18 protein-coding genes and 1 pseudogene are annotated in these 19251 nt (G+C 39.1%); 17 read left to right on the top strand and 2 right to left on the bottom strand.

Annotated elements, in window-relative coordinates:
* Window positions 1–4: 4 nt before the first annotated feature.
* A complete protein-coding gene (locus ADJ67_06325) occupies window positions 5–1768 on the top strand; it encodes a multidrug ABC transporter permease (protein ID AKT47288.1) in 1764 nt (587 codons plus the stop codon).
* Window positions 1765–3501 (top strand): multidrug ABC transporter ATP-binding protein, encoded by a 1737-nt coding sequence (locus tag ADJ67_06320; protein AKT47287.1) that lies wholly within the window; start codon window positions 1765–1767, stop codon window positions 3499–3501. The genes ADJ67_06325 and ADJ67_06320 overlap by 4 nt, the downstream gene beginning before the upstream one ends.
* Window positions 3502–3658: 157 nt before the next feature.
* On the opposite strand, the gene ADJ67_06315 is transcribed toward ADJ67_06320, so the two are convergent.
* Entirely contained in the window at window positions 3659–4882 is a 1224-nt protein-coding gene (locus ADJ67_06315) for a hypothetical protein (GenBank protein AKT47286.1), read from the bottom strand.
* A gap of 243 nt (window positions 4883–5125) precedes the next feature.
* Between ADJ67_06315 and ADJ67_06310 the strand changes: the two are divergent.
* The 11 genes and pseudogenes from ADJ67_06310 (at window position 5126) to ADJ67_06260 (ending at window position 15095) form a co-directional block, all read left to right on the top strand.
* Window positions 5126–6289: pseudogene (locus ADJ67_06310) on the top strand (hypothetical protein).
* Between the two features lie 106 nt (window positions 6290–6395).
* Entirely contained in the window at window positions 6396–7502 is a 1107-nt protein-coding gene (locus ADJ67_06305) for a hypothetical protein (protein AKT47285.1), read from the top strand.
* A 193-nt stretch (window positions 7503–7695) separates the two neighbouring features.
* Window positions 7696–7920: a nitrogen fixation protein NifU gene (locus tag ADJ67_06300; protein ID AKT47284.1), complete on the top strand. Its 225-nt coding sequence runs from the start codon at window positions 7696–7698 to the stop codon at window positions 7918–7920.
* Window positions 7921–7978: 58 nt separating this feature from the next.
* Window positions 7979–9433: a hypothetical protein gene (locus tag ADJ67_06295; protein ID AKT47283.1), complete on the top strand. Its 1455-nt coding sequence runs from the start codon at window positions 7979–7981 to the stop codon at window positions 9431–9433.
* Window positions 9433–9849 (top strand): ATPase, encoded by a 417-nt coding sequence (locus ADJ67_06290; GenBank protein AKT47698.1) that lies wholly within the window; start codon window positions 9433–9435, stop codon window positions 9847–9849. Before ADJ67_06295 ends, ADJ67_06290 begins: the two co-directional genes overlap by 1 nt.
* Window positions 9837–10547 (top strand): hypothetical protein, encoded by a 711-nt coding sequence (locus ADJ67_06285; GenBank protein ID AKT47282.1) that lies wholly within the window; start codon window positions 9837–9839, stop codon window positions 10545–10547. Before ADJ67_06290 ends, ADJ67_06285 begins: the two co-directional genes overlap by 13 nt.
* Complete coding sequence (locus tag ADJ67_06280; protein AKT47281.1) at window positions 10544–10993, top strand: hypothetical protein; 450 nt, start codon at window positions 10544–10546, stop codon at window positions 10991–10993. The genes ADJ67_06285 and ADJ67_06280 overlap by 4 nt, the downstream gene beginning before the upstream one ends.
* On the top strand, window positions 10986–12020 hold the full coding sequence (locus tag ADJ67_06275) for an O-sialoglycoprotein endopeptidase (protein AKT47280.1): 1035 nt from the start codon (window positions 10986–10988) through the stop codon (window positions 12018–12020). Before ADJ67_06280 ends, ADJ67_06275 begins: the two co-directional genes overlap by 8 nt.
* A gap of 14 nt (window positions 12021–12034) precedes the next feature.
* Window positions 12035–13963, top strand: coding sequence for an ABC transporter ATP-binding protein (locus tag ADJ67_06270; protein AKT47279.1), 1929 nt, complete (start codon window positions 12035–12037; stop codon window positions 13961–13963).
* Window positions 13964–14122: 159 nt separating this feature from the next.
* Window positions 14123–14353 carry an acyl carrier protein gene (locus ADJ67_06265; protein AKT47278.1) on the top strand — a complete coding sequence of 77 codons (231 nt, stop codon included), beginning with the start codon at window positions 14123–14125 and terminating at the stop codon, window positions 14351–14353.
* A gap of 76 nt (window positions 14354–14429) precedes the next feature.
* Entirely contained in the window at window positions 14430–15095 is a 666-nt protein-coding gene (locus ADJ67_06260; GenBank protein AKT47277.1) for an REX family transcriptional regulator, read from the top strand.
* A gap of 47 nt (window positions 15096–15142) precedes the next feature.
* Here the strand turns inward: ADJ67_06260 and ADJ67_06255 are convergent, their stop codons facing one another.
* Window positions 15143–15313 carry a ferredoxin gene (locus ADJ67_06255; protein ID AKT47276.1) on the bottom strand — a complete coding sequence of 57 codons (171 nt, stop codon included), beginning with the start codon at window positions 15311–15313 and terminating at the stop codon, window positions 15143–15145.
* A 68-nt stretch (window positions 15314–15381) separates the two neighbouring features.
* On the opposite strand from ADJ67_06255, the gene ADJ67_06250 reads away from it, so the two are divergent.
* The 4 genes from ADJ67_06250 to groEL all read left to right on the top strand — a co-directional run bounded on the left by ADJ67_06250 (window position 15382) and on the right by groEL (window position 19233).
* Complete coding sequence (locus ADJ67_06250) at window positions 15382–16221, top strand: hypothetical protein (GenBank protein AKT47275.1); 840 nt, start codon at window positions 15382–15384, stop codon at window positions 16219–16221.
* Window positions 16222–16230: 9 nt separating this feature from the next.
* Window positions 16231–17121: a hypothetical protein gene (locus tag ADJ67_06245; GenBank protein AKT47274.1), complete on the top strand. Its 891-nt coding sequence runs from the start codon at window positions 16231–16233 to the stop codon at window positions 17119–17121.
* Between the two features lie 182 nt (window positions 17122–17303).
* Complete coding sequence (locus ADJ67_06240) at window positions 17304–17582, top strand: molecular chaperone GroES (protein AKT47273.1); 279 nt, start codon at window positions 17304–17306, stop codon at window positions 17580–17582.
* A gap of 22 nt (window positions 17583–17604) precedes the next feature.
* Window positions 17605–19233, top strand: coding sequence for a molecular chaperone GroEL (gene groEL, locus ADJ67_06235; GenBank protein ID AKT47272.1), 1629 nt, complete (start codon window positions 17605–17607; stop codon window positions 19231–19233).
* Window positions 19234–19251 lie beyond the last annotated feature (18 nt).

The following is a 19251-nucleotide window of genomic DNA, read 5'->3' as shown; positions in this document are numbered from 1 at the left end:
ATATATGGAAAAGAAAAAAGGAATTATGGATTACATCTTTCAATTCGCAGGAACGTACAAGAGCGCATATATAAAAAGCGTTATCTTTGCTGTAATTGGTGTATTTTTTTCTCTCATCCCATATATTTTAATGGGCGATATTGTAAAGAAACTTCTTTCAGGAGAAAGGAACTTTAATATATATCTGATGGAAGGAATTTTGATGGCCGTGCTTTGGATATTTAGAGTGATATTTCATACCCTTTCAACAAATACTTCCCATCGTACAACCTTTAAGCTAATCAGCAATGTGCGAATTTTGCTTATAGATAAGCTATCGCGTCTTCCACTTGGCACAGTACAGGGGATGCCAAGCGGAGAATTAAAAAACATTATCTGTGAGAGAACTGATTCTATGGAACCAATTTTATCGCATGTAATACCGGAATTTACAGCCAATCTATGTGCACCAATTATGTTATTTATATATATCATGGCGATTGACTGGCGTATGGCACTTTTGTCACTTGCTACGCTCCCAATTGCAGCAATTGCAATTGTTTGGATGTTCAAAGACAGCAATGAACAGTTTCAAAATACGCAAACCAAAACAAAGATTTTAAATGATACTGCAGTAGAATATATAGGTGGTATTGAGGTTATCAAGGCATTTGGAAAAGCGGAAAGCTCATACGAGAGATTTGTAGATGCTGCAAAGGAAAATGCAAGCAGTTTCATTGAATGGATGAGGTCTTGCATTATTCCTTTCTCAATCGGTATAGTGATTGCTCCAGCAACATTGCTTTCAGTTTTACCTATTGGTGCAATTTTTACGATGAATGGCTCTCTTGATCTTACAGACTACATTATGATTGTTATACTGTCATGCGGGCTTATTACACCACTCATTACTGTGATGAGCTATAGCGATGATATTACAAAAGCATCTACAATTTTCAAAGAGATTGATGATATATTGAACCTTACGGAATTGAAACGCCCAGAAACGAGTAAAAATTTGCCTATGACTCATGATATTACACTTAATAATATTTGCTTTGGATATGGTGAAAAAGAAGTACTTCATAATTTCAATCTAAATATACCAAACGGAAGTGTGACAGCGCTTGTAGGGCCTTCTGGCAGTGGAAAGTCAACTGTAGCGCGCCTCGTAGCATCATTGTGGGATGTACATGACGGAAATATCAAAATCGGTGGAGTTGACATTCGTGATATATCACTATCTGACTACAATGAGCAAATAGCATATGTGTCACAAGATAGTTTTCTGTTTAATACTTCTATAAGAGAAAATATTCGCATGGGTAAACCGTCTGCGTCAAACGAAGATGTTGAAAATATTGCACGAAAAAGTGGCTGTTATGATTTCATCATGGACTTAGAGAATGGTTTTGATACAATTGTCGGAGGCAGTGGGGCTCATCTTAGTGGGGGAGAACGACAACGTATTTCTATTGCTAGAGCAATGCTAAAGAATGCACCAATTTTAATTCTTGATGAAGCGACAGCTTACACTGACCCTGAGAATGAAGCTGTTATTCAGAGGTCTGTTTCGGAACTATCTAAAGAAAAGACACTTATTGTGATAGCGCATAGACTTTCTACGATAACTAATGCCGACCAGATTGTTGTGATAAAGGATGGTAATATTGAGGCAAAAGGAACCCACACTGAGCTTCTTAATTCCAGTAATCTTTACAAAAATATGTGGGAGGCTCATATTTATGCGAAAGACATATATGAATCGGAAGGGGGTGCGCTTGCATGATTACCACACTCAAAAAGTTCTTTAATTTCTGTGCAAAAGAGAATCGACGCCTGTTTTATTATACGCTTGTAATTGGAGTTTTAATTGCTATTTGCGAAGCAAGTAAATTTCCAGCAATTTATCTTGTTATGGATGGACTTCTTTCAAATAGTATATCTGGAGATAGGATTCTTGGAGGATTTAGCATATTGCTCATTTCTGTAATTTTTGAATCATTTCTGAGGGGCATATCCACCATGCTGCAGTGTAAGGCGGGGTATAGGGAGTGTGCCGACAAAAGGATTGAAATAGCTGAGCATTTGAGATATTTACCGATGGGGTACTTTAATGAAAATAGTCTAGGTCAAATAACTACAATTACCACTAATGTAATGGAACAACTAGGCGATGTTGCTACACGTGTAGTAATGCTTACAACTCAAGGAATTCTTAATACAGCAATTATCGTTTTGATGATCCTCGCATTTGATTGGAGAATAGGAATAATTTGTCTTGTAGGGGTTTTAATATTTTCTTTAATAAACCGTGCAATGCGAAAAGCAAATGTAGACACTGCTATAAAAAAGATATCAGTTGACACAGAAGTGATATCAGGGGTACTAGAATATATTCAGGGTATGCCAGAAGTAAAAGCTTACAATATGGTTTCATCATGGAGAAACAAACTAGACGATACAATCCGTACGGCCGGTGATACGACTACTAAGTTTGAGATGATTTGTAACAGGTATATTCCGTTTCAAAACATTGTGATGAAACTCACAGGAGTTGTTATTTTGATTTCCTCAATTGGCTTTTATCTTAATGGGTCCATGGAACTACTTACAGCGATTATAATGATGATTATGTCGTTTATAGTATTTTCAGGTCTTGAAACGATGGGAGCATATTCTGCTCTTCTACGAGTGGTAGATATGTGTGTAGAACGAGCAAAGGAAACCTTGAGTATTGAGCCAATGGATATATCTGGCGAAGAATATATCACAAAAACAGACAACATCGAAATATCCAGTGTTGATTTTGCTTATGACAAGAAGAAAATTATTGATAATGTTTCTTTGATAATACCCGAAAAAACTACAGTAGCTTTCGTGGGACCATCTGGTGGAGGTAAGACTACACTTTGCCATTTGATTGCTCGATTTAGGGATGTTGATAAAGGCATGATATCTCTCGACGAAAAGAACGTTAAAGAATATTCGATGGACGCTTTGATGCAAAATTTTAGTTTTGTATTCCAAAATGTATATCTATTCCATGATACAATCGCAAATAACATTCGCTTTGGACAGCCAAATACACCGATGGATGATGTAATTATGGCCGCAAAGAAAGCTTGTTGCCACGATTTTATCATGGCTCTGCCAGATGGATATAATACGGTTATTGGAGAAAATGGTGCTTCGCTCTCAGGGGGAGAAAAGCAGCGTATCTCAATTGCCAGAGCAATTATGAAGGATGCACCTATTATCATACTCGACGAAGCGACTGCTAATGTAGATCCAGAAAATGAAAGGGATCTTATGGAAGCCATTCAAGAACTGACAAAAGAAAAGACCGTTTTAATGATTGCGCATCGTTTGAAAACAGTGAGGAAAGCAGAACAAATATTTGTTATAAACAAAGGAAAAATTGAACAACATGGAACCCATGATGAACTTATTATGCAGGACGGAATCTACCAGAGATTCGTTGACTCAAGAAGAGAGGCAATAGGATGGAAGATTGGATAAAAAATATATTTCATTTATGCAACTGTAAATAAAACAGAAACATTTATATTAGATAGGCTTGCCAGATAGGATATTCATCTATATGACAAGTCTATCTTAGTTGTTTCAAAATAGCAGAACTTGCAAGTATAGGTAATTTACTTTCATAAATACCATATCAAATATTATTTTTCAACCTCCAAACTGCTATAGCAGAGTAGAGTTCGTGACAGAATGGCCAGCTAGATATATCTTGACCAAGTAAGATATTTGCCTTTTTTATTCGGTAAAGAATTGTATTCCTATGAACATACATTATCTCAGCTGCACGCTTTACCTCAAAATCAGCATCTAACATAAATGTTGCAAGAGTTTCAATGACTTCATAGTGGTCATTTGAAATCATTGGATCCAAAATGGTTGTTACGGGTATGTAGTTATATAACAAGTCTTTGCACTGTAAAGAAAATCTTAAGTGTGATGGAAATATCAAATTTTTTTGGGGGAAAATAGTGAAAAGTGCTTTTTTAGACTCTGATACAAGTCTGTAGTTATGACCAAAGTCTTTAATATCGTTAATATTGTCAAATAAAAAAATTACAGTATCAACAACCGCTTCAAAAATCTTATATATAATTTTTATGTGTTCATTCAGCCATGATTTATCAATAGAATCATTAACAGTATTATTTTTTTCACGGCTGAATTTTGTGTGCCGTAACATTACAACTATATTTCCGTCTTTGACATCTGCAATATGAGAAATTCCAACTTTGTTTAAATATTTTTTTACTATTGCACATTGCTCTAATGTAAAAACAGAAGAGTTGTGTTTAGTGGATATAATCAGCATAGAATTAAATTCACTTGCAGATAGTGCTATTTTCTTTGCAAATTTATCTTTTTCATCGAATCCATTATCAAGAACATAGGTAATTATATTTTTTTCCCAAGAGTACCCATCTTTAAATTTGATCTCTAAATCTTTTCCTAGTTGTCTATCAGTTATAATTGCTTCCATTATATCTGCAATTACATCACTATAAACAAGGCCCATATCGTTACCTTTGAGAACGATTATAGGAAAGTTGTTTTCATCGGCTGTTTGTATGAGTTTGTTATCAATCCCCTTCAAAATTACATCTGAATAAAATAAGATTAAAGCTACATCGCCATTATTTTTGCAATGACGTATTATCTTACATTGTTCATCTACATTATTTTTAGCACAGTAAAATGATGTAATAATTATTTCATTAGGTATGTAGAAGTTGTCTTCGTAATCATCAAATTCAAGAACAGAAACACTTGTTACTATACTGTCAAGCCCTCTTTCACCTGCAACGACCTTTCCTGAACTTAGAGAGGGAAGAGAAAGACAATCTCTTACGGTTATACTCATGTTGAAATCCACCTCGTTTCCCTATCTTAATATGGTATTTTAAACTTATGATATTAATTCTACTATATGCATAATGTAATGGCAAGACAATTGTGCAGGTGCACAATTTACAATGCTTTTTTTTAGAGAGACGCCCAAAGCTTTTGTAATAATACTCTGATAATATTATAGGTACCGGGTCATATATATCATTGGGTATATTAAAACATTCGTATTAGGAATTAACTGACATGGAGGTATTTTATGAGCAGGAATCAAGTAGAATCGAATGCACTGACTGCAAAGACAAAGGATCAACGTCAAAGTTGGTTATCTCTAGCTTTTGTACAAGCAGGTATTTGTGTATGTATCCCTTCTTTCCTTGAAGGCGCAATTCTCGCAGGCAAAATGCCATTCTGGGAGGCAATCGCTTCAGGAACAATCGGATATGTTATAGTCGTCGTTATAATGTCAATTTTAGGATTTATGGGAAGTGATTTAGGTCTAGCATCATGTTCACTTGCGGAATCTACTTTTGGGAAAAAAGGTGCTAGATATATTATAAGCGTAATATATGCAATTAATTTAGTAGGATGGTTTGGTATCAATAATCAAGAATGTGCACAATCATTTTCGAATTTCATAAAGTCTTCTTTTGATATAAATATACCTGTAGTAGTATCAGCTGTTGGATGGGGATTTATAATGCTAATTACCGCGGTATTTGGTATGGCTGCAATAGAAAAACTTAATGTAATTTCAATCCCTTTATTACTTGCTGTTATGTTTGCAGGTACCGTAATGGCTATTAAACAGTACGGAATAGGATCTCTTGACAAGGAAGTTACACGCAGCATGAGTTTTATGGGAGGCGTAGCTTTATCATTTGATTTTTATGCTGTAGGCACAATAACCGCCGCAGATGTAACAAGATTTCAAAAGTCACGTAAAGACACTGTGAAATCAACTGTTTTAGGTGTTTTTCCAATGGGAGTTATAACATTGATATTGGGTGCTATGCTCACAAAAATGACAGATGACTTTGATATTAGCTCGGTCTTGATAACAATAGGATTACCATTATTAGGAGTAATATCACTGATATTATCTGCATGGACAACAAATGTATCAAATGCCTACAGCGCAGGACTTAATTTTGTCATGGCCTTTAATACCCCAGATAATAGGCGAAGAGAAGTTACAATAATAGCCGGAACAATAGGAATAATATTAGGACTATGTGGTATTTTGACAAGGGTTGAGGATGTATTGAGTATGCTAGCATATTTAGTATGCCCTGTTGGCGGAATCATGTTCGTAGATTATTTCATTATTGGAAAAGGAAAGCCGCAAAATTGGCATTCTGTAGATGGATGGAATTTCGTAGGTGTAATTGCATGGATAATATCCGTTATAATTTCTTTCGTATTACAAATAGATTACTTAGGAATTGTAGCATCAGCTATTATTTATGCATTAATTGAGCATTTTGTACCTTCTCTATCTAGAGAAAATAAATTTAAGGAGGCAAAAAATGAATGAGCTTACAAAACAACAGATTAGTGATTTATTACATGGATGTGCTATATTAGGTACAGGCGGTGGTGGAAGCCTAGAAAAGGGATTAGAACTTGTAAATAAGGATATAGAAAATGGTAAATTGTTTAGAATGATTTCCCTAGCTGAACTCTCGGATGAGGAGTTTATAGCAACACCTTATGGCTGCGGAGCACCTAAAGAAAACAAAGAAGAGGTTGATGTTGATTCTAATTTTAAATATTTACCAAAGCTAGAAGACTCATCTGCTGCATTAGCATTTAAGCAGCTTGAAAAATATATGGGAAAAAAATTCTGTGCCGTATCTTCTACAGAGCTTGGTGGTGAAAATACAGCGGAGGCATTACACATCGCAGCGATACTTAATCTCCCTATAGTCGACGCTGACCCGGCAGGTAGGGCAGTACCGGAACTTCAACATTCAACATACTTTATAGAGAATATGCCGATATATCCTGTTTCAGTAGCAACAAAATTTGGCGAATCAATTATATTTGAAAAAGTATGCAATGATTTTAGGGCAGAAGAAATGATAAGGGCAATTGCAGTAGTGAGTGATAATGAGGTTGGTGTTACTGATCATCCAATGACAGGTAAACAATATAAAAAATCAACAATACCTGGAATGCTAAGCTATGCACTTAAAGTAGGACAAACATTAAGATTATCAGATGGAAATGGAGGCATTGCAGCACAAAATATTGCAGAAAAATATGATGGAAAGGTTCTTTTTCATGGAGAAGTCACTGATATGCCATGGAAAACAGAAGGTGGTTTCAATATTGGGGAAATTAACCTTAAAGGAATTGGAGAATATGAGTCTGAAACATATCGTATTCTAATAAAAAATGAAAATATGGTAGGATACAAAAATGATAAAGTGAATATCATGATTCCTGATCTTATATGTATGATTGGAGAAGACAGCGGAGTTATAACAACACCTAATTTTGGGATTGGAAAAAAGATGTATATTGTTGGACTGCCATCACCAGAAATTTGGACTACTGTAAAAGGACTGGATGTATTTGGACCGAAGCCATTGGGTTTTGATATGGAGTATGTATCGTTTAAGCAGCTATAATCAAAATATATTAGATAGGCTTGCCAGATAGGATATTCGTCTATATGACAAGTCTATCTTAGTTGTTTCAAAATAGCAGAACTTGCAAGTATCTCCATTTCTTGCGAGTTTTTTTTAAGTATAGTATAATATTAGTTGACTTTTTATAAGTAAATTTAACATATTGCACATTTAATATAGAAAGAGGTACAGCATGGAAAAGAAGGTAGAAGCAGTACTTGATCAGATTAGACCGATTTTACAGAGAGATGGCGGAGACATCGAGCTTGCAGGAATTACAGAGGACAATGTAGTACAGGTTAGACTTAAGGGGCACTGTGCAGGATGCCCTGGTGCAAGAATGACACTTTCAAATATAGTGCAGCAGGTTTTGATGAGCAGCATACCTGAGGTTAAGGGAGTAGTGGCTATTGACTAATGTGCAGATACATTAGCAGGGACGTGCATGCCACACCAATTTGATTAGGAGAAGACAAATGCAGGATTATATCAAGATAATCGAAGATGATATGCCTGAACAGATCCAGTTTTTACAGGATTTGATCAGAATAAATAGCGAAGGCAGCGATGCAGTAACTGCAGCTGATGGAAGTGTATATCCTTTTGGACAGGGAGTTCAGGATGCTCTTGAGCTTGTGCTTAAGACATGCGAGGATATGGGCTTTAGAACTCATAATGCTGACAATTACGGAGCTCATGCTGAGTTTGGAGATGAGGGCAAGATAATGGGTATCCTAGGGCATCTTGACGTTGTACCAGCAGGCGATGGATGGAGCTTTGCTCCTTACAGCGGTGATGTTGCGGATGGATATATATACGGCAGAGGAACTACCGATGACAAGGGACCTGTTGTTGCAGCACTGTTTGCAATGAGAGCACTTAAGAAGGCTGGGTACGAGCCTGGTGCCAGAATTAGACTTATTCTAGGTCTAGATGAGGAGACCAATTGGATAGGTATGGATAAATATCTAGAGAAGATTGGACCAGCTGACTACGGATTTACTCCTGATGGAGACTTTCCAGTCGTTCATGGCGAGAAAGGAATATTGTCATTCGACCTTGTAAAGAAGTTTGCTGAGCGCCATGCTAAGGGACTTCAGCTAAGAAACCTTGAGGGCGGAGCAGCATCCAATATGGTTGCAGAAAAAGCTCGTGCAGTAGTCAATTCACAGGATACAGCTGTTTATGATACAATCAAGGACAAGGTAGCAGAATATAGAGATGCTCACAAGGAGATAAATGGAATCCCAGTTAAGATTAACTGCAAGGGCGTAGGTAAAAGCCTTGAGATAAGTGTAGAGGGTAAGTCTGCCCACGGCGCTTCACCATCTAAGGGACTAAATGCTATTTCCATTTTGATGGATTTCCTCGGAGGACTTAATTTCGCTGATGAACAGGTTAATGATATCATCGGATTCTATAACGACCACATAGGTTTTGACCTAGGTGGAGAGAGAATGGGATGTGAGATGAGCGATGATGTATCGGGATCTCTCACGTTCAATGTCGGAGTTTTAAGCTTTGATAGAAAGGTTTTGAGCCTCACAATAAACGTAAGATATCCAGTTAGGTGCACAGAGGATGCTGTTTACAAGGGTATTACAGAGACTATAGAAAAGTATGATATCGGTCTTGTGAAGAAGAGTGCACAGGATCCTATCTTCTTTGATGTGGATAATCCGATGATCAAGACCTTTATGGAGGTATATCAGGAGTTTACTGGGGATATGGACACTCCTCCTATGACCATAGGTGGGGGTACGTATGCGCGTTCGATGAAGAATCATGTAGCCTTTGGAGCTTTGTTCCCAGGAGATCCAGATGTAATGCATCAGAGAGATGAGAGACTTGCTCTTGATAGATTTGAGACAATGACTAAGATTTATGCAAAAGCTATATATAAGCTTTCACAGAAGGATTTTTCGATTTGATAGAATATGTAATTCGTGGGGAAAGGGAAACTGAGGAGTTTGGATCTGCTTTGGCCGAGAAACTAGAGGCCGGCGATGTTCTTGCTCTTATCGGTGACCTTGGCACCGGAAAGACAACTTTAACGAAATCAATAGCAAAGGGGCTTGGCATCGAGGAGATGATTACAAGCCCTACTTTTACTATTGTGAGCGAGTATTTTAGTGGAAGACTTCCTCTATTTCATTTTGATGTGTATAGGCTCAGTGGAGAGGATGAGGCCTTTGAGGCTGGGCTTGAGGAGTACTTTGATAGAGGTGGCATCTGCGTTATAGAATGGGCTGACATCATAGAGGGGCTCTTACCAGAGAACACAAAGTACATATTTCTAGAGTATGGTAAAGCCGAAGGAGAAAGGGTTTACAAATGTTCATTTTAGGCATAGAGACAACGGGAAAAGTCGGTTCAGTCGCTATCGTTGATGAGAACGGAAAGACTGTTAACAGAGTGACTACAGATAGTATGAGTCATTTGCGCGAACTTGTGCCTATGATTAAGGAACTGGTAGATGAGCTTGGAATTTCTCTAAATGAACTTGATGCAATTGCAGTATCAGTTGGACCTGGTTCCTTTACGGGAATCAGAATAGGGCTTGCCACTGCGAAAACTCTAGCACAGACTCTAGGCAAAAAGTGTATATCTGTTAACTCACTGGAGATTTTCAAGGAGAAGGCAGATAGCGATAACAAGGTTGCAGTAATATACAATGCTAGACGAGGTCAAGTCTACGGTGCTATTTATGGGAATGACGGAAGTGAAATTCTCGCTCCAGGACCATATATGCTAGACGAGGTGCTAGAAGTAGCAGAGGAATATGATGATATCAAATGGTATGGAGATGGAGTCATAGCTTATGCGGATAGACTTAGCGGTATGAATATCGCAGAGGTAGATGAGATGAATCAAAGCGCTGATATGGTCTGCAGATACGCATGTATAAAGCTTGAGGATGGAGAACTTTTGGATTTTGATCAGCTTGAGCCAGAGTACATGAGGCTTCCTGAGGCTGAACAAAAGCTAAAGGATGGAAGACTCGCAGAAGAGATGGCGAGAAAGATGGAGCGATATAAGAGTTGATTATCAGAACAGCAGATCAAAGGGATATAGATGACATCGTAAGAATTGAGAATGCATGCTTTAGCGTGCCTTGGAGTTTTGATGCCATAGAGCAAGAGATTTGCGAAAATAAGCTGGCGAATTTTTTTATCGCTTGTGATGGAGAAGATAACATAGTCGGATATATAGGAATCTGGACTCTGCTTGATGAGTGCCAGATAAATAAGGTTGCTGTTTTGCCAGAGAAAAGAAAACTTGGTATTGGAAAGACTATTTTAAACCATGTTCTTGAGCTTACGAGAGAGCAGGGTATCAAAAGCTGGTATTTAGAGGTCAGGGAGAGCAATATAGCAGCAAAAGCACTGTATAAGAGTGCAGGGTTTTCTTGCGTAGGAATCAGAAAGGGATACTATGTTGAACCTATAGAGGATGCGGTGCTTATGAATTTGGAGGAAGTAGATGCCTAGGAATATTAGCTGTAAGGGCGATAAATTTTTGACATTATCCATAGAATCAAGTTGCGATGAGACGGCTGCGGCAGTGCTTGCAAATGGTAGAGAACTTCTATCAAATGTAATCAGCACTCAGATAGAGACTCATAAGCTCTACGGTGGTGTTGTTCCAGAGATTGCCTCACGACAGCATTTGATGAACATAAATAGTGTTATTGCAAAGGCACTTGATGATGCAGGCGTTAGGATTTCTGATATAGATTTGATAGCTGTAACCTATGGCCCTGGCCTTATAGGAGCGCTGGTTATAGGTGTTGCAGCAGCTAAGGTGCTTGCACTTGCTAACGATATCCCCCTCGTAGGAGTTAATCACATGCATGGGCATATCAGCAGCAACTATATAAGTTATCCAGAGCTTGAGCCTCCTTTTGTTAGTCTTGTTATCTCAGGTGGACATACTAACTTGATAAATGTAAAGGATTACACAAGCTTTGAGGTCATAGGTAGCACGAGAGATGATGCTGTTGGAGAAGCCTATGATAAGGTTGCAAGAGTAATTGGACTTGGTTATCCTGGAGGCCCTAAAATCGACAATTTGGCTAAGGAAGGTGATCCTGAGGCAATTCACTTTAAGAGGGTATACCTAGATAAAGATAGTCTTGATTTTAGCTTCAGCGGTATCAAAACTGCTGTGCTAAACTACGTAAATACAGAAAGACAAGCAAATAGAGAACTAGATATAAGCAATATCGCAGCAGGTTTTCAGGAAGCTATCGTAGATGTACTTGTTGATAAAAGCATGCAGGCGGTTAGGCAGTACGGTGATGGGAGGCTTGTGCTTGCAGGTGGTGTTGCAGCAAACAGTAGAATAAGGGAGGCGGTTGCAAAGCGCTGCGAGGAAGAAGGAATTGAACTTTTCCTTCCAGAAAAGAAGCTTTGCACAGATAATGCAGCTATGATAGCATGCGCAGGCTACTATAAGTACCTAAAGTGCGGAGCAGATTCACTTCGCCTAGATGCTACAGCAAACCTGCCTTTCTAAAATTTGGAGGAAAGATGATAATATTATCGGCTTCTGATATTTGTAAGAGCTACGGAACAGAAGTAATATTAGAGAACATTTCATTTCATATAAACGCAGGAGACAGGGTCGGAATTGTTGGTGCAAATGGCGCCGGAAAGTCGACTCTGCTTAACATAATTTCAGGCCAGATGAAGGCTGATTCAGGAAACTGCTTTGTCGGAAAGGATACTACAATCGGTTATCTCAGGCAGAGAGATAACTTTGATGATGACCTCACAGTTATAGAGGAAGTAAATAATATCTTCACCGATATGGTTGCTATGGAAGAAGAAATTCTACACTTGAACGAAGAGATTGCTAAGGAAACAAATCCCGATGCAGCAAAGCCTCTTTGGAACAGACTTAACGCACTTCAGCACGAGTTTGAAATCAAAGGTGGCTACACATATAAGAGCGAAATCTCAGGTGTACTTACGAGCATGGCTTTTGGTGAAGAATATTATAATCAAAGTACTGGCTCGCTTTCTGGCGGTGAGAGAACAAGGCTTGCGCTCGCATGTCTTTTGCTTAGAAAGCCTGATATACTTTTTCTCGATGAGCCAACAAACCACTTAGACATTGGAACACTAAAGTGGCTAGAGCAGTATTTAAAGGCGTATAAGGGAACTATAGTTGTCATATCCCATGACAGATACTTCCTAGATCAGACAGTAAATCATATATTTGAGATTCACAATCATCATATAGATTGCTATAGCGGTAATTACTCTGAGTACATGGTAAAAAAACATGCGACAAGAGATGCTCAGCTCAAGGCTTATGAGAACCAGCAGACAAAGATAAAACGAGAAGAGGATTTAATTAGAAGATTTAAGGAGCGCGGTACTGAGAAATTAGCAAAGAGAGCTGCTTCAAGAGAAAAAAGACTCGCTCATCTTGATTTAATCGATAGACCTGAGAGCGAAAAAAAGCCAATTAAGGTCGATTTCAATCAAAATCTGAAAAGTGGTAACGATGTTCTCTTTGCAGAAAATTTAGCCGCAGGATATGACAATAGAAGGCTTTTTGAACATGCTAGCTTTGATGTTAAGCGTGGCGAAAAAATCTGTGTGGTTGGAGCTAATGGTGTTGGAAAATCAACACTTCTAAAAATAATAATGGAGGAGCTTACACCAAAAGACGGATTCCTTAAGATAGGTCATAACGTTGAAATAGGCTACTACGACCAGGGCCAGCAGCTTCTTGATGATAGTCTCACTGTGATGGATGAAATTCACAATACATTCAGGGGATATACGGATGGTGAGGTCAGAGGCCTTCTCGGAAGATTCCTATTTACCGATGACATGGTTTTCAGAAATGTAGGCTCGCTTTCTGGTGGTGAGAAGGCAAGACTAGCGCTGCTAAAACTCATGCTTTCAGGATCAAATCTTTTGCTCCTTGACGAACCGACAAACCATCTTGATATAGAGTCTAAAGAGGCCTTTGAGGAGGCTTTGATGGACTATCCTGGAACGGTTATTACAGTAACTCACGACAGATATTTTCTGAATAGAATTCCTGATAGAATCTTTGAACTAGAGCCAAATGGCATCAAAAACTATCTTGGCAAGTACGACTACTATATGGAGAAAAAGGCTGAGATTGAGTCATCAAAGGCGTATCTCAGAAACATACTTAACGGCGATGAAGAAAGAGTTGCAAAGGCAGGTACTTTGAGCTCTGCGCAGGAGCGCGAGCTAAAGAAGAAGAAGGAAGCCGAAGATAGGCGTAGAGCTAGGGAAAAGGAAAGATTAGAGAATCTGATAGAGACTCTAGAAGCCCGTATTTCGGATATGGAAGCGAAAATGTGCGAGCCTGAATACCTAAGTGACCATGTAAAGCTAGCCGAAGTGAGCAAGAAGCTTAGCGACATGAAGACAGAGCTTGACGATACATATGACAAGTGGGCTGAACTATAAAATCTCGAGTATTTAAGGCATAGGTAAAAAAGCTACATATAATAGAAATATAAAAAAATAAAAATGTGTTGCATTGGGATAGAGTGCAAGCTATAATAATTTTTGTGATTTGGCAAAGTGGAAATTTTATATTATAATTATATCAATCGGAGGGTAACAATGGTTTTTGACAAGGTAAGAGACATAATCGTAGATCAGCTAAGTGTAGATGAATCAATGGTAGCAATGGATACAAATTTGATGAAGGACCTTGAGGCTGATTCTCTTGATGCAGTAGAAATTATAATGGCTATCGAGGAAGAATACGGAATCGAAATTCCTGACGAAGAGGCGGAGAAGTTCCAGGTAGTCGGTGATCTAGTAAGATACGTAGAAGAACAGACAGAGTAATTTTTACCCGCCACTTAAGGCGGGTTTTTTTAGCTAAACAAGGCTAGGCTTTTAAGTTATGTAGAAAGGATTGTCCATGAAGAACGCAAAGATTTCAAATGCAGTTATCAACAGATTACCGCGATATAGAAGATATCTTATCGAACTGGAGAAGAAGGGTGTAGAGAAAATCTCATCTAAGGAATTCAGTAATCTCATCGGCTATACTGCCTCACAGATAAGGCAGGATTTGAACAATTTTGGCGGTTTTGGTCAGCAAGGCTACGGATATAGCATAGAGGTGCTAAGAAGCGAAATAGATGCCATTTTGGGACTTGATAAGGAGTACCGCATGGTTATCATAGGTGCTGGTAACCTCGGTAATGCCATCACTAAATATACTCATACGTTTAAGCGTGGCTTCAAGCTTTGCGGTGTTTTTGAGATACGCAAAGATTTGATAGGAAGCGATCTAGATGGAACAGAAATCTACGACTTCGAAAACATAGTTGAATTTGTCGAAAAGGAAAGTATAGATATAGGAATTATCTGCGTAAACCGTGAGAACGCTCAGGAGGTTGCAGATAAGCTTACTTTTGCTGGTGTTAGCGGAATTTGGAATTTTGCGCGCATCGATATTGAGGTGCCAAGACACGTTGCAGTAGAGAACGTGCAGCTTTCAGACAGCCTTCATTCTCTAGCATATCATATGAACGATATTAAGAAGAAGGAAGCAAAGGAAGCTAGCAAGAATAATAAGTAAAAAAATAGAGGTTGTCGTAAGACAACCTCATTTTGGATTGCGTGTAACTACTCAGCAGCTGGAGCGTCTACAGGGCAAACCTCAGCGCATGTTCCGCAATCGATGCACTTATCTCCATCGATTTCGTACTGGCTGCTGCCTTCTGTGATAGCTTCTACTGGGCAATCTGCTGCACAAGCACCACAGCTGATGCAAGCATCTGAAATTTTGTAAGCCATTATTAAATCCTCCTTAAATATCTCTACAATTCATAAGTATTATAACAGAAGGACATAAATAAGTAAAGATGAAAGTTTATTCTTTGACAGGAAAAAGTGGAACGGGAAAATCCTATCAGGCACAGGCTCTGTGTATGGAAAAGGGAATCTCGGCAATAATAGATGACGGGCTGTTCATTTACAATGATAGCGTCGTTTGTGGTGTGTCAGCAAAGCGCCAGAGTACAAGGGTTGGTGCCATTAAGACTGCTCTTTTTAAGAACGATGAAATAGCTGAAGAAACAAAGAAAAAGATAAGAAAAATCTCGCCTAAGAATATTTTGATACTAGGAACTTCAGACAATATGGTAGATAAGATTGCTACAAGGCTTGAGCTTCCAGAAGTCAGCGAGAGAATATATATAGAGGATATCACGACAGCGGATGAGAGAAAGACTGCACAGAAGCAGAGGCTTGTTGAAGGAAAGCATGTAATTCCTGTACCTACCCTTCAGCTTAAAAGAGACTTTGCAGGCTACTTCCTAGATCCTATGAAACTTTGGAGAAGTGCAAAAGGCGCGACCGAAAAGTTCGCCCCGGGAAGCCGTATGGGCGAGGGTAAGCTCGTAAATAAGTCAGTAGTAAGACCCACATTTAGCTATCTAGGTGATTTTTTTATCTCAGATAAAGTTCTAACAGATATTGCAGAGTGTGTTGGTCTAGCCACAGACGGAGTGGCTTCGGTTGACTGGGTATTTGAAAATACCGAGCCGGATAATTTGAGTTTGACTGCTTCAATCAAGGTGCAGAGCGGAATGTCTGTCTTTGATATAGCGAGAAGATACCAAAAGAATCTCGTCAAAGAGGTGGAAGCAATGACTGCTTTCAACGTAGTTAGAGCAGATGTAGAAGTTAATGAGGTAGTTTAGGAGACATATATGAAAAGTTTTGATATAGAGGTACGGGATTTTGATCTGGACCACATATTTGACTGCGGGCAGTGTTTCAGATGGAGAAAACAGGCAGATGGCTCGTATACAGGCACAGCGCATGGGCGCATAGTTAATATGAGCTTTAAGGAAGGTGCATCAAAATTTGATGGAAAGCTGAAGATAACAAACCTAGGCGAGCATGCAGATGACGACCTAGAAAAAATCTGGATTCCTTATCTTGATTTAGAGAGGGACTACGGAGAAATAAAATCTACTCTATCAAAGAATGATGAGGTCATTCGCGATGCAATAAGCTATGGAGCTGGAATTAGAATTTTAAAACAAGAGCTTTGGGAGACTATAGTTTCTTTTATAATTTCGCAGAATAACAATATTCCAAGAATCAAAGGATGCATAGAAAATCTTTCAAGAGAGTTCGGTGAGAGAATTGAGGCTGATGATACATCTTGGTTAAATGATGATACTGAAAGAGTAGCAAAGTTAGAAAACTACGCGATTCCAAGTCCTGAAATACTTGCTTCATTGACTCAGGATGATCTTGCTAGTATAAAGCTAGGGTATAGATCAAGATATTTAATTGAGAGTGCAAAGACCGTATGCGAAAAAGGACTACCTAATAACTTTGAGCAGCTTAGCGAGCTATGTGGTGTTGGACCTAAGGTTGCAAACTGTATAAGGCTTTTTGGAATGAATGAAACTGACAGCTTCCCTATAGATGTATGGGTTAAGAGAGTTATGGCAAGGCTTTATGGATTTGAGGAAAACAATATCAAAGGTATGGAAAGCTTCGCAGGAGAAAAGTTTGGAAAGCTATCTGGTTTTGCACAGCAATACCTGTTTTATTACATCAGAAATCTCGACGCGAAGGAGCAGTAGAGACTATCAAATTCGGGGATAATTTTAAATGTAGTGCAATTGTGTATTTAAGCCTAAAATAGTAAAAAATCATTGACATTATATGGGGAAAGTCATACAATAAACTACAGTTAGCACTCTGACGGTTCAAGTGCTAAAGATTGAATAAACCTTAGATTTTACATAAATACAGGAGGTAAGTGATGAGTGTAGGAATTAAGCCACTAGGCACAAGAGTTTTGATTAAGAAGCTCGAGGCAGAGGAGAAGACTTCAGGTGGAATCATTTTGACAAGCGCAGCTAAGGAGCAGCCACAGATGGCTGAGGTTTTAGAGGTAGGTCCTGGAACTAAGGATGAGCCAATGGAACTCAAGGCTGGGGATAAAGTTATCTTTGCGAAGTACGCAGGTACAGATGTTAAGTTTGATGGGCAAGAGTACACTCTTATGAACCAGTCAGACATTTTAGCAATCGTAAAATAATTGATAAGTATAGGAGTAGAATATGGCAAAGGATATTTTTTATGGTGAAGAGGTCAGAAGAAAACTTCAGGCTGGCGTTGATAAATTAGCAAACACAGTTAAGATTACACTAGGACCTAAGGGCAGAAACGTTCTTATTAACAAGTCCTTTGGTTCACCGCTTATTACAAATGATGGTGTAACAATTGCAAGAGATATAGATCTAGAGGATGGCACAGAGAACATGGGTGCTCAGCTAGTTAAGGAAGTCGCTACTAAGACAAACGATATTGCTGGTGACGGAACAACTACAGCTACTCTTCTAGCGCAGATCATTATTAGAGAAGGATTCAAGAATGTAGCAGCAGGTGCAAACCCAATGGTCCTAAGAAAGGGAATCGAGGGTGCAGTTGCAAAGGCTGTTGAGAATATCGAGGCTAATGCAAAGAAGGTTGAGACTAAGGAGAGCATAGCTCAGGTAGCCTCAGTTTCAGCTGCTGATGAGAAAATCGGTGACCTTATTGCAGAAGCTATGGAGAAGGTTGGCAAGGACGGCGTTATCACAGTTGAGGAGTCAAGATCACTTGGAACTAGCCTTGACGTTGTAGAAGGTATGCAGTTTGATAGAGGATATCTATCAGCTTACATGGTTACAGATTCAGACAAGATGGAGGCTGTAATCGAGAACCCTTACATCCTTCTTACAGATAAGAAGATTTCAAATATCCAGGAGCTACTTCCACTGCTAGAGCAGGTAGTTAAGCAGGGAAGAAAGCTTATGATCATAGCTGAGGATGTTGAGGGCGAGGCTCTTGCAACACTAGTTATCAACAAGCTCAAGGGAATCATCGATGTGCTTGCAGTTAAGGCACCAGGCTTCGGTGACAGAAGAAAGGCTATGATGGAGGATATTGCTATCCTAACAGGCGGTACAGTTGTAAGTGAAGAGGTTGGTTATGACCTTAAGGAGGCTACACTTGACCTTCTTGGAACAGCAACAACTGTAAAGGTTGATAAGGATAAGACAGTTATCGTTGGAGGTAACGGCGATAAGGAAGAAATCGCAGCTCGCATTGCATCAATCAAGAAGCTTATCGAGGAGAGCGATTCAGAATTCGATAAGGAGAAGCTACAGGAGAGACTTGCTAAGCTTTCAGGTGGTGTTGCAGTTGTTAAGGTTGGTGCAGCTACAGAGACAGAGCTAAAGGAAAGAAAGCTCAGAATCGAAGATGCGCTTAACGCAACTAAGGCTGCTGTTGAAGAAGGTATCGTAGCTGGTGGTGGTACTGCGCTTGCAGATACAATTCCAGCAGTTCGTGAATACGCTGAGACACTAGAGGGCGACGAGAGAACAGGTGCGAGAATTATTGTAAGAGCTCTTGAGGAGCCTGTTAGACAGATAGCTGAAAACGCTGGCTTTGAGGGCAGCGTAGTTATCGCAGCTGTAATGGCTGAGAAGGTAGGCGTAGGATTTAACGCAGCTACTGAGAAGTATGTGGATATGATTGCAGATGGAATCGTCGACCCAGCTAAGGTAACAAGATCTGCACTTCAGAACGCTGCTTCAGCTTCAGCTATGCTTCTCACAACAGAGGCTGGTATTGTAGATATCAAGGAGGATAATGATCCAGCAGCTATGGCACCAGGTATGGGTGGCATGGGCATGATGTAATGCCAGGCTATTTAACCT

The organism is Eubacterium sulci ATCC 35585 (assembly GCA_001189495.1).
Classification (GTDB): Bacteria; Bacillota; Clostridia; order Peptostreptococcales; family Anaerovoracaceae; genus Eubacterium_B; species Eubacterium_B sulci.
The sequence above is the reverse complement of the archived record's forward strand: the minus strand, read 5'-3'. Positions and strand labels throughout refer to the sequence as shown.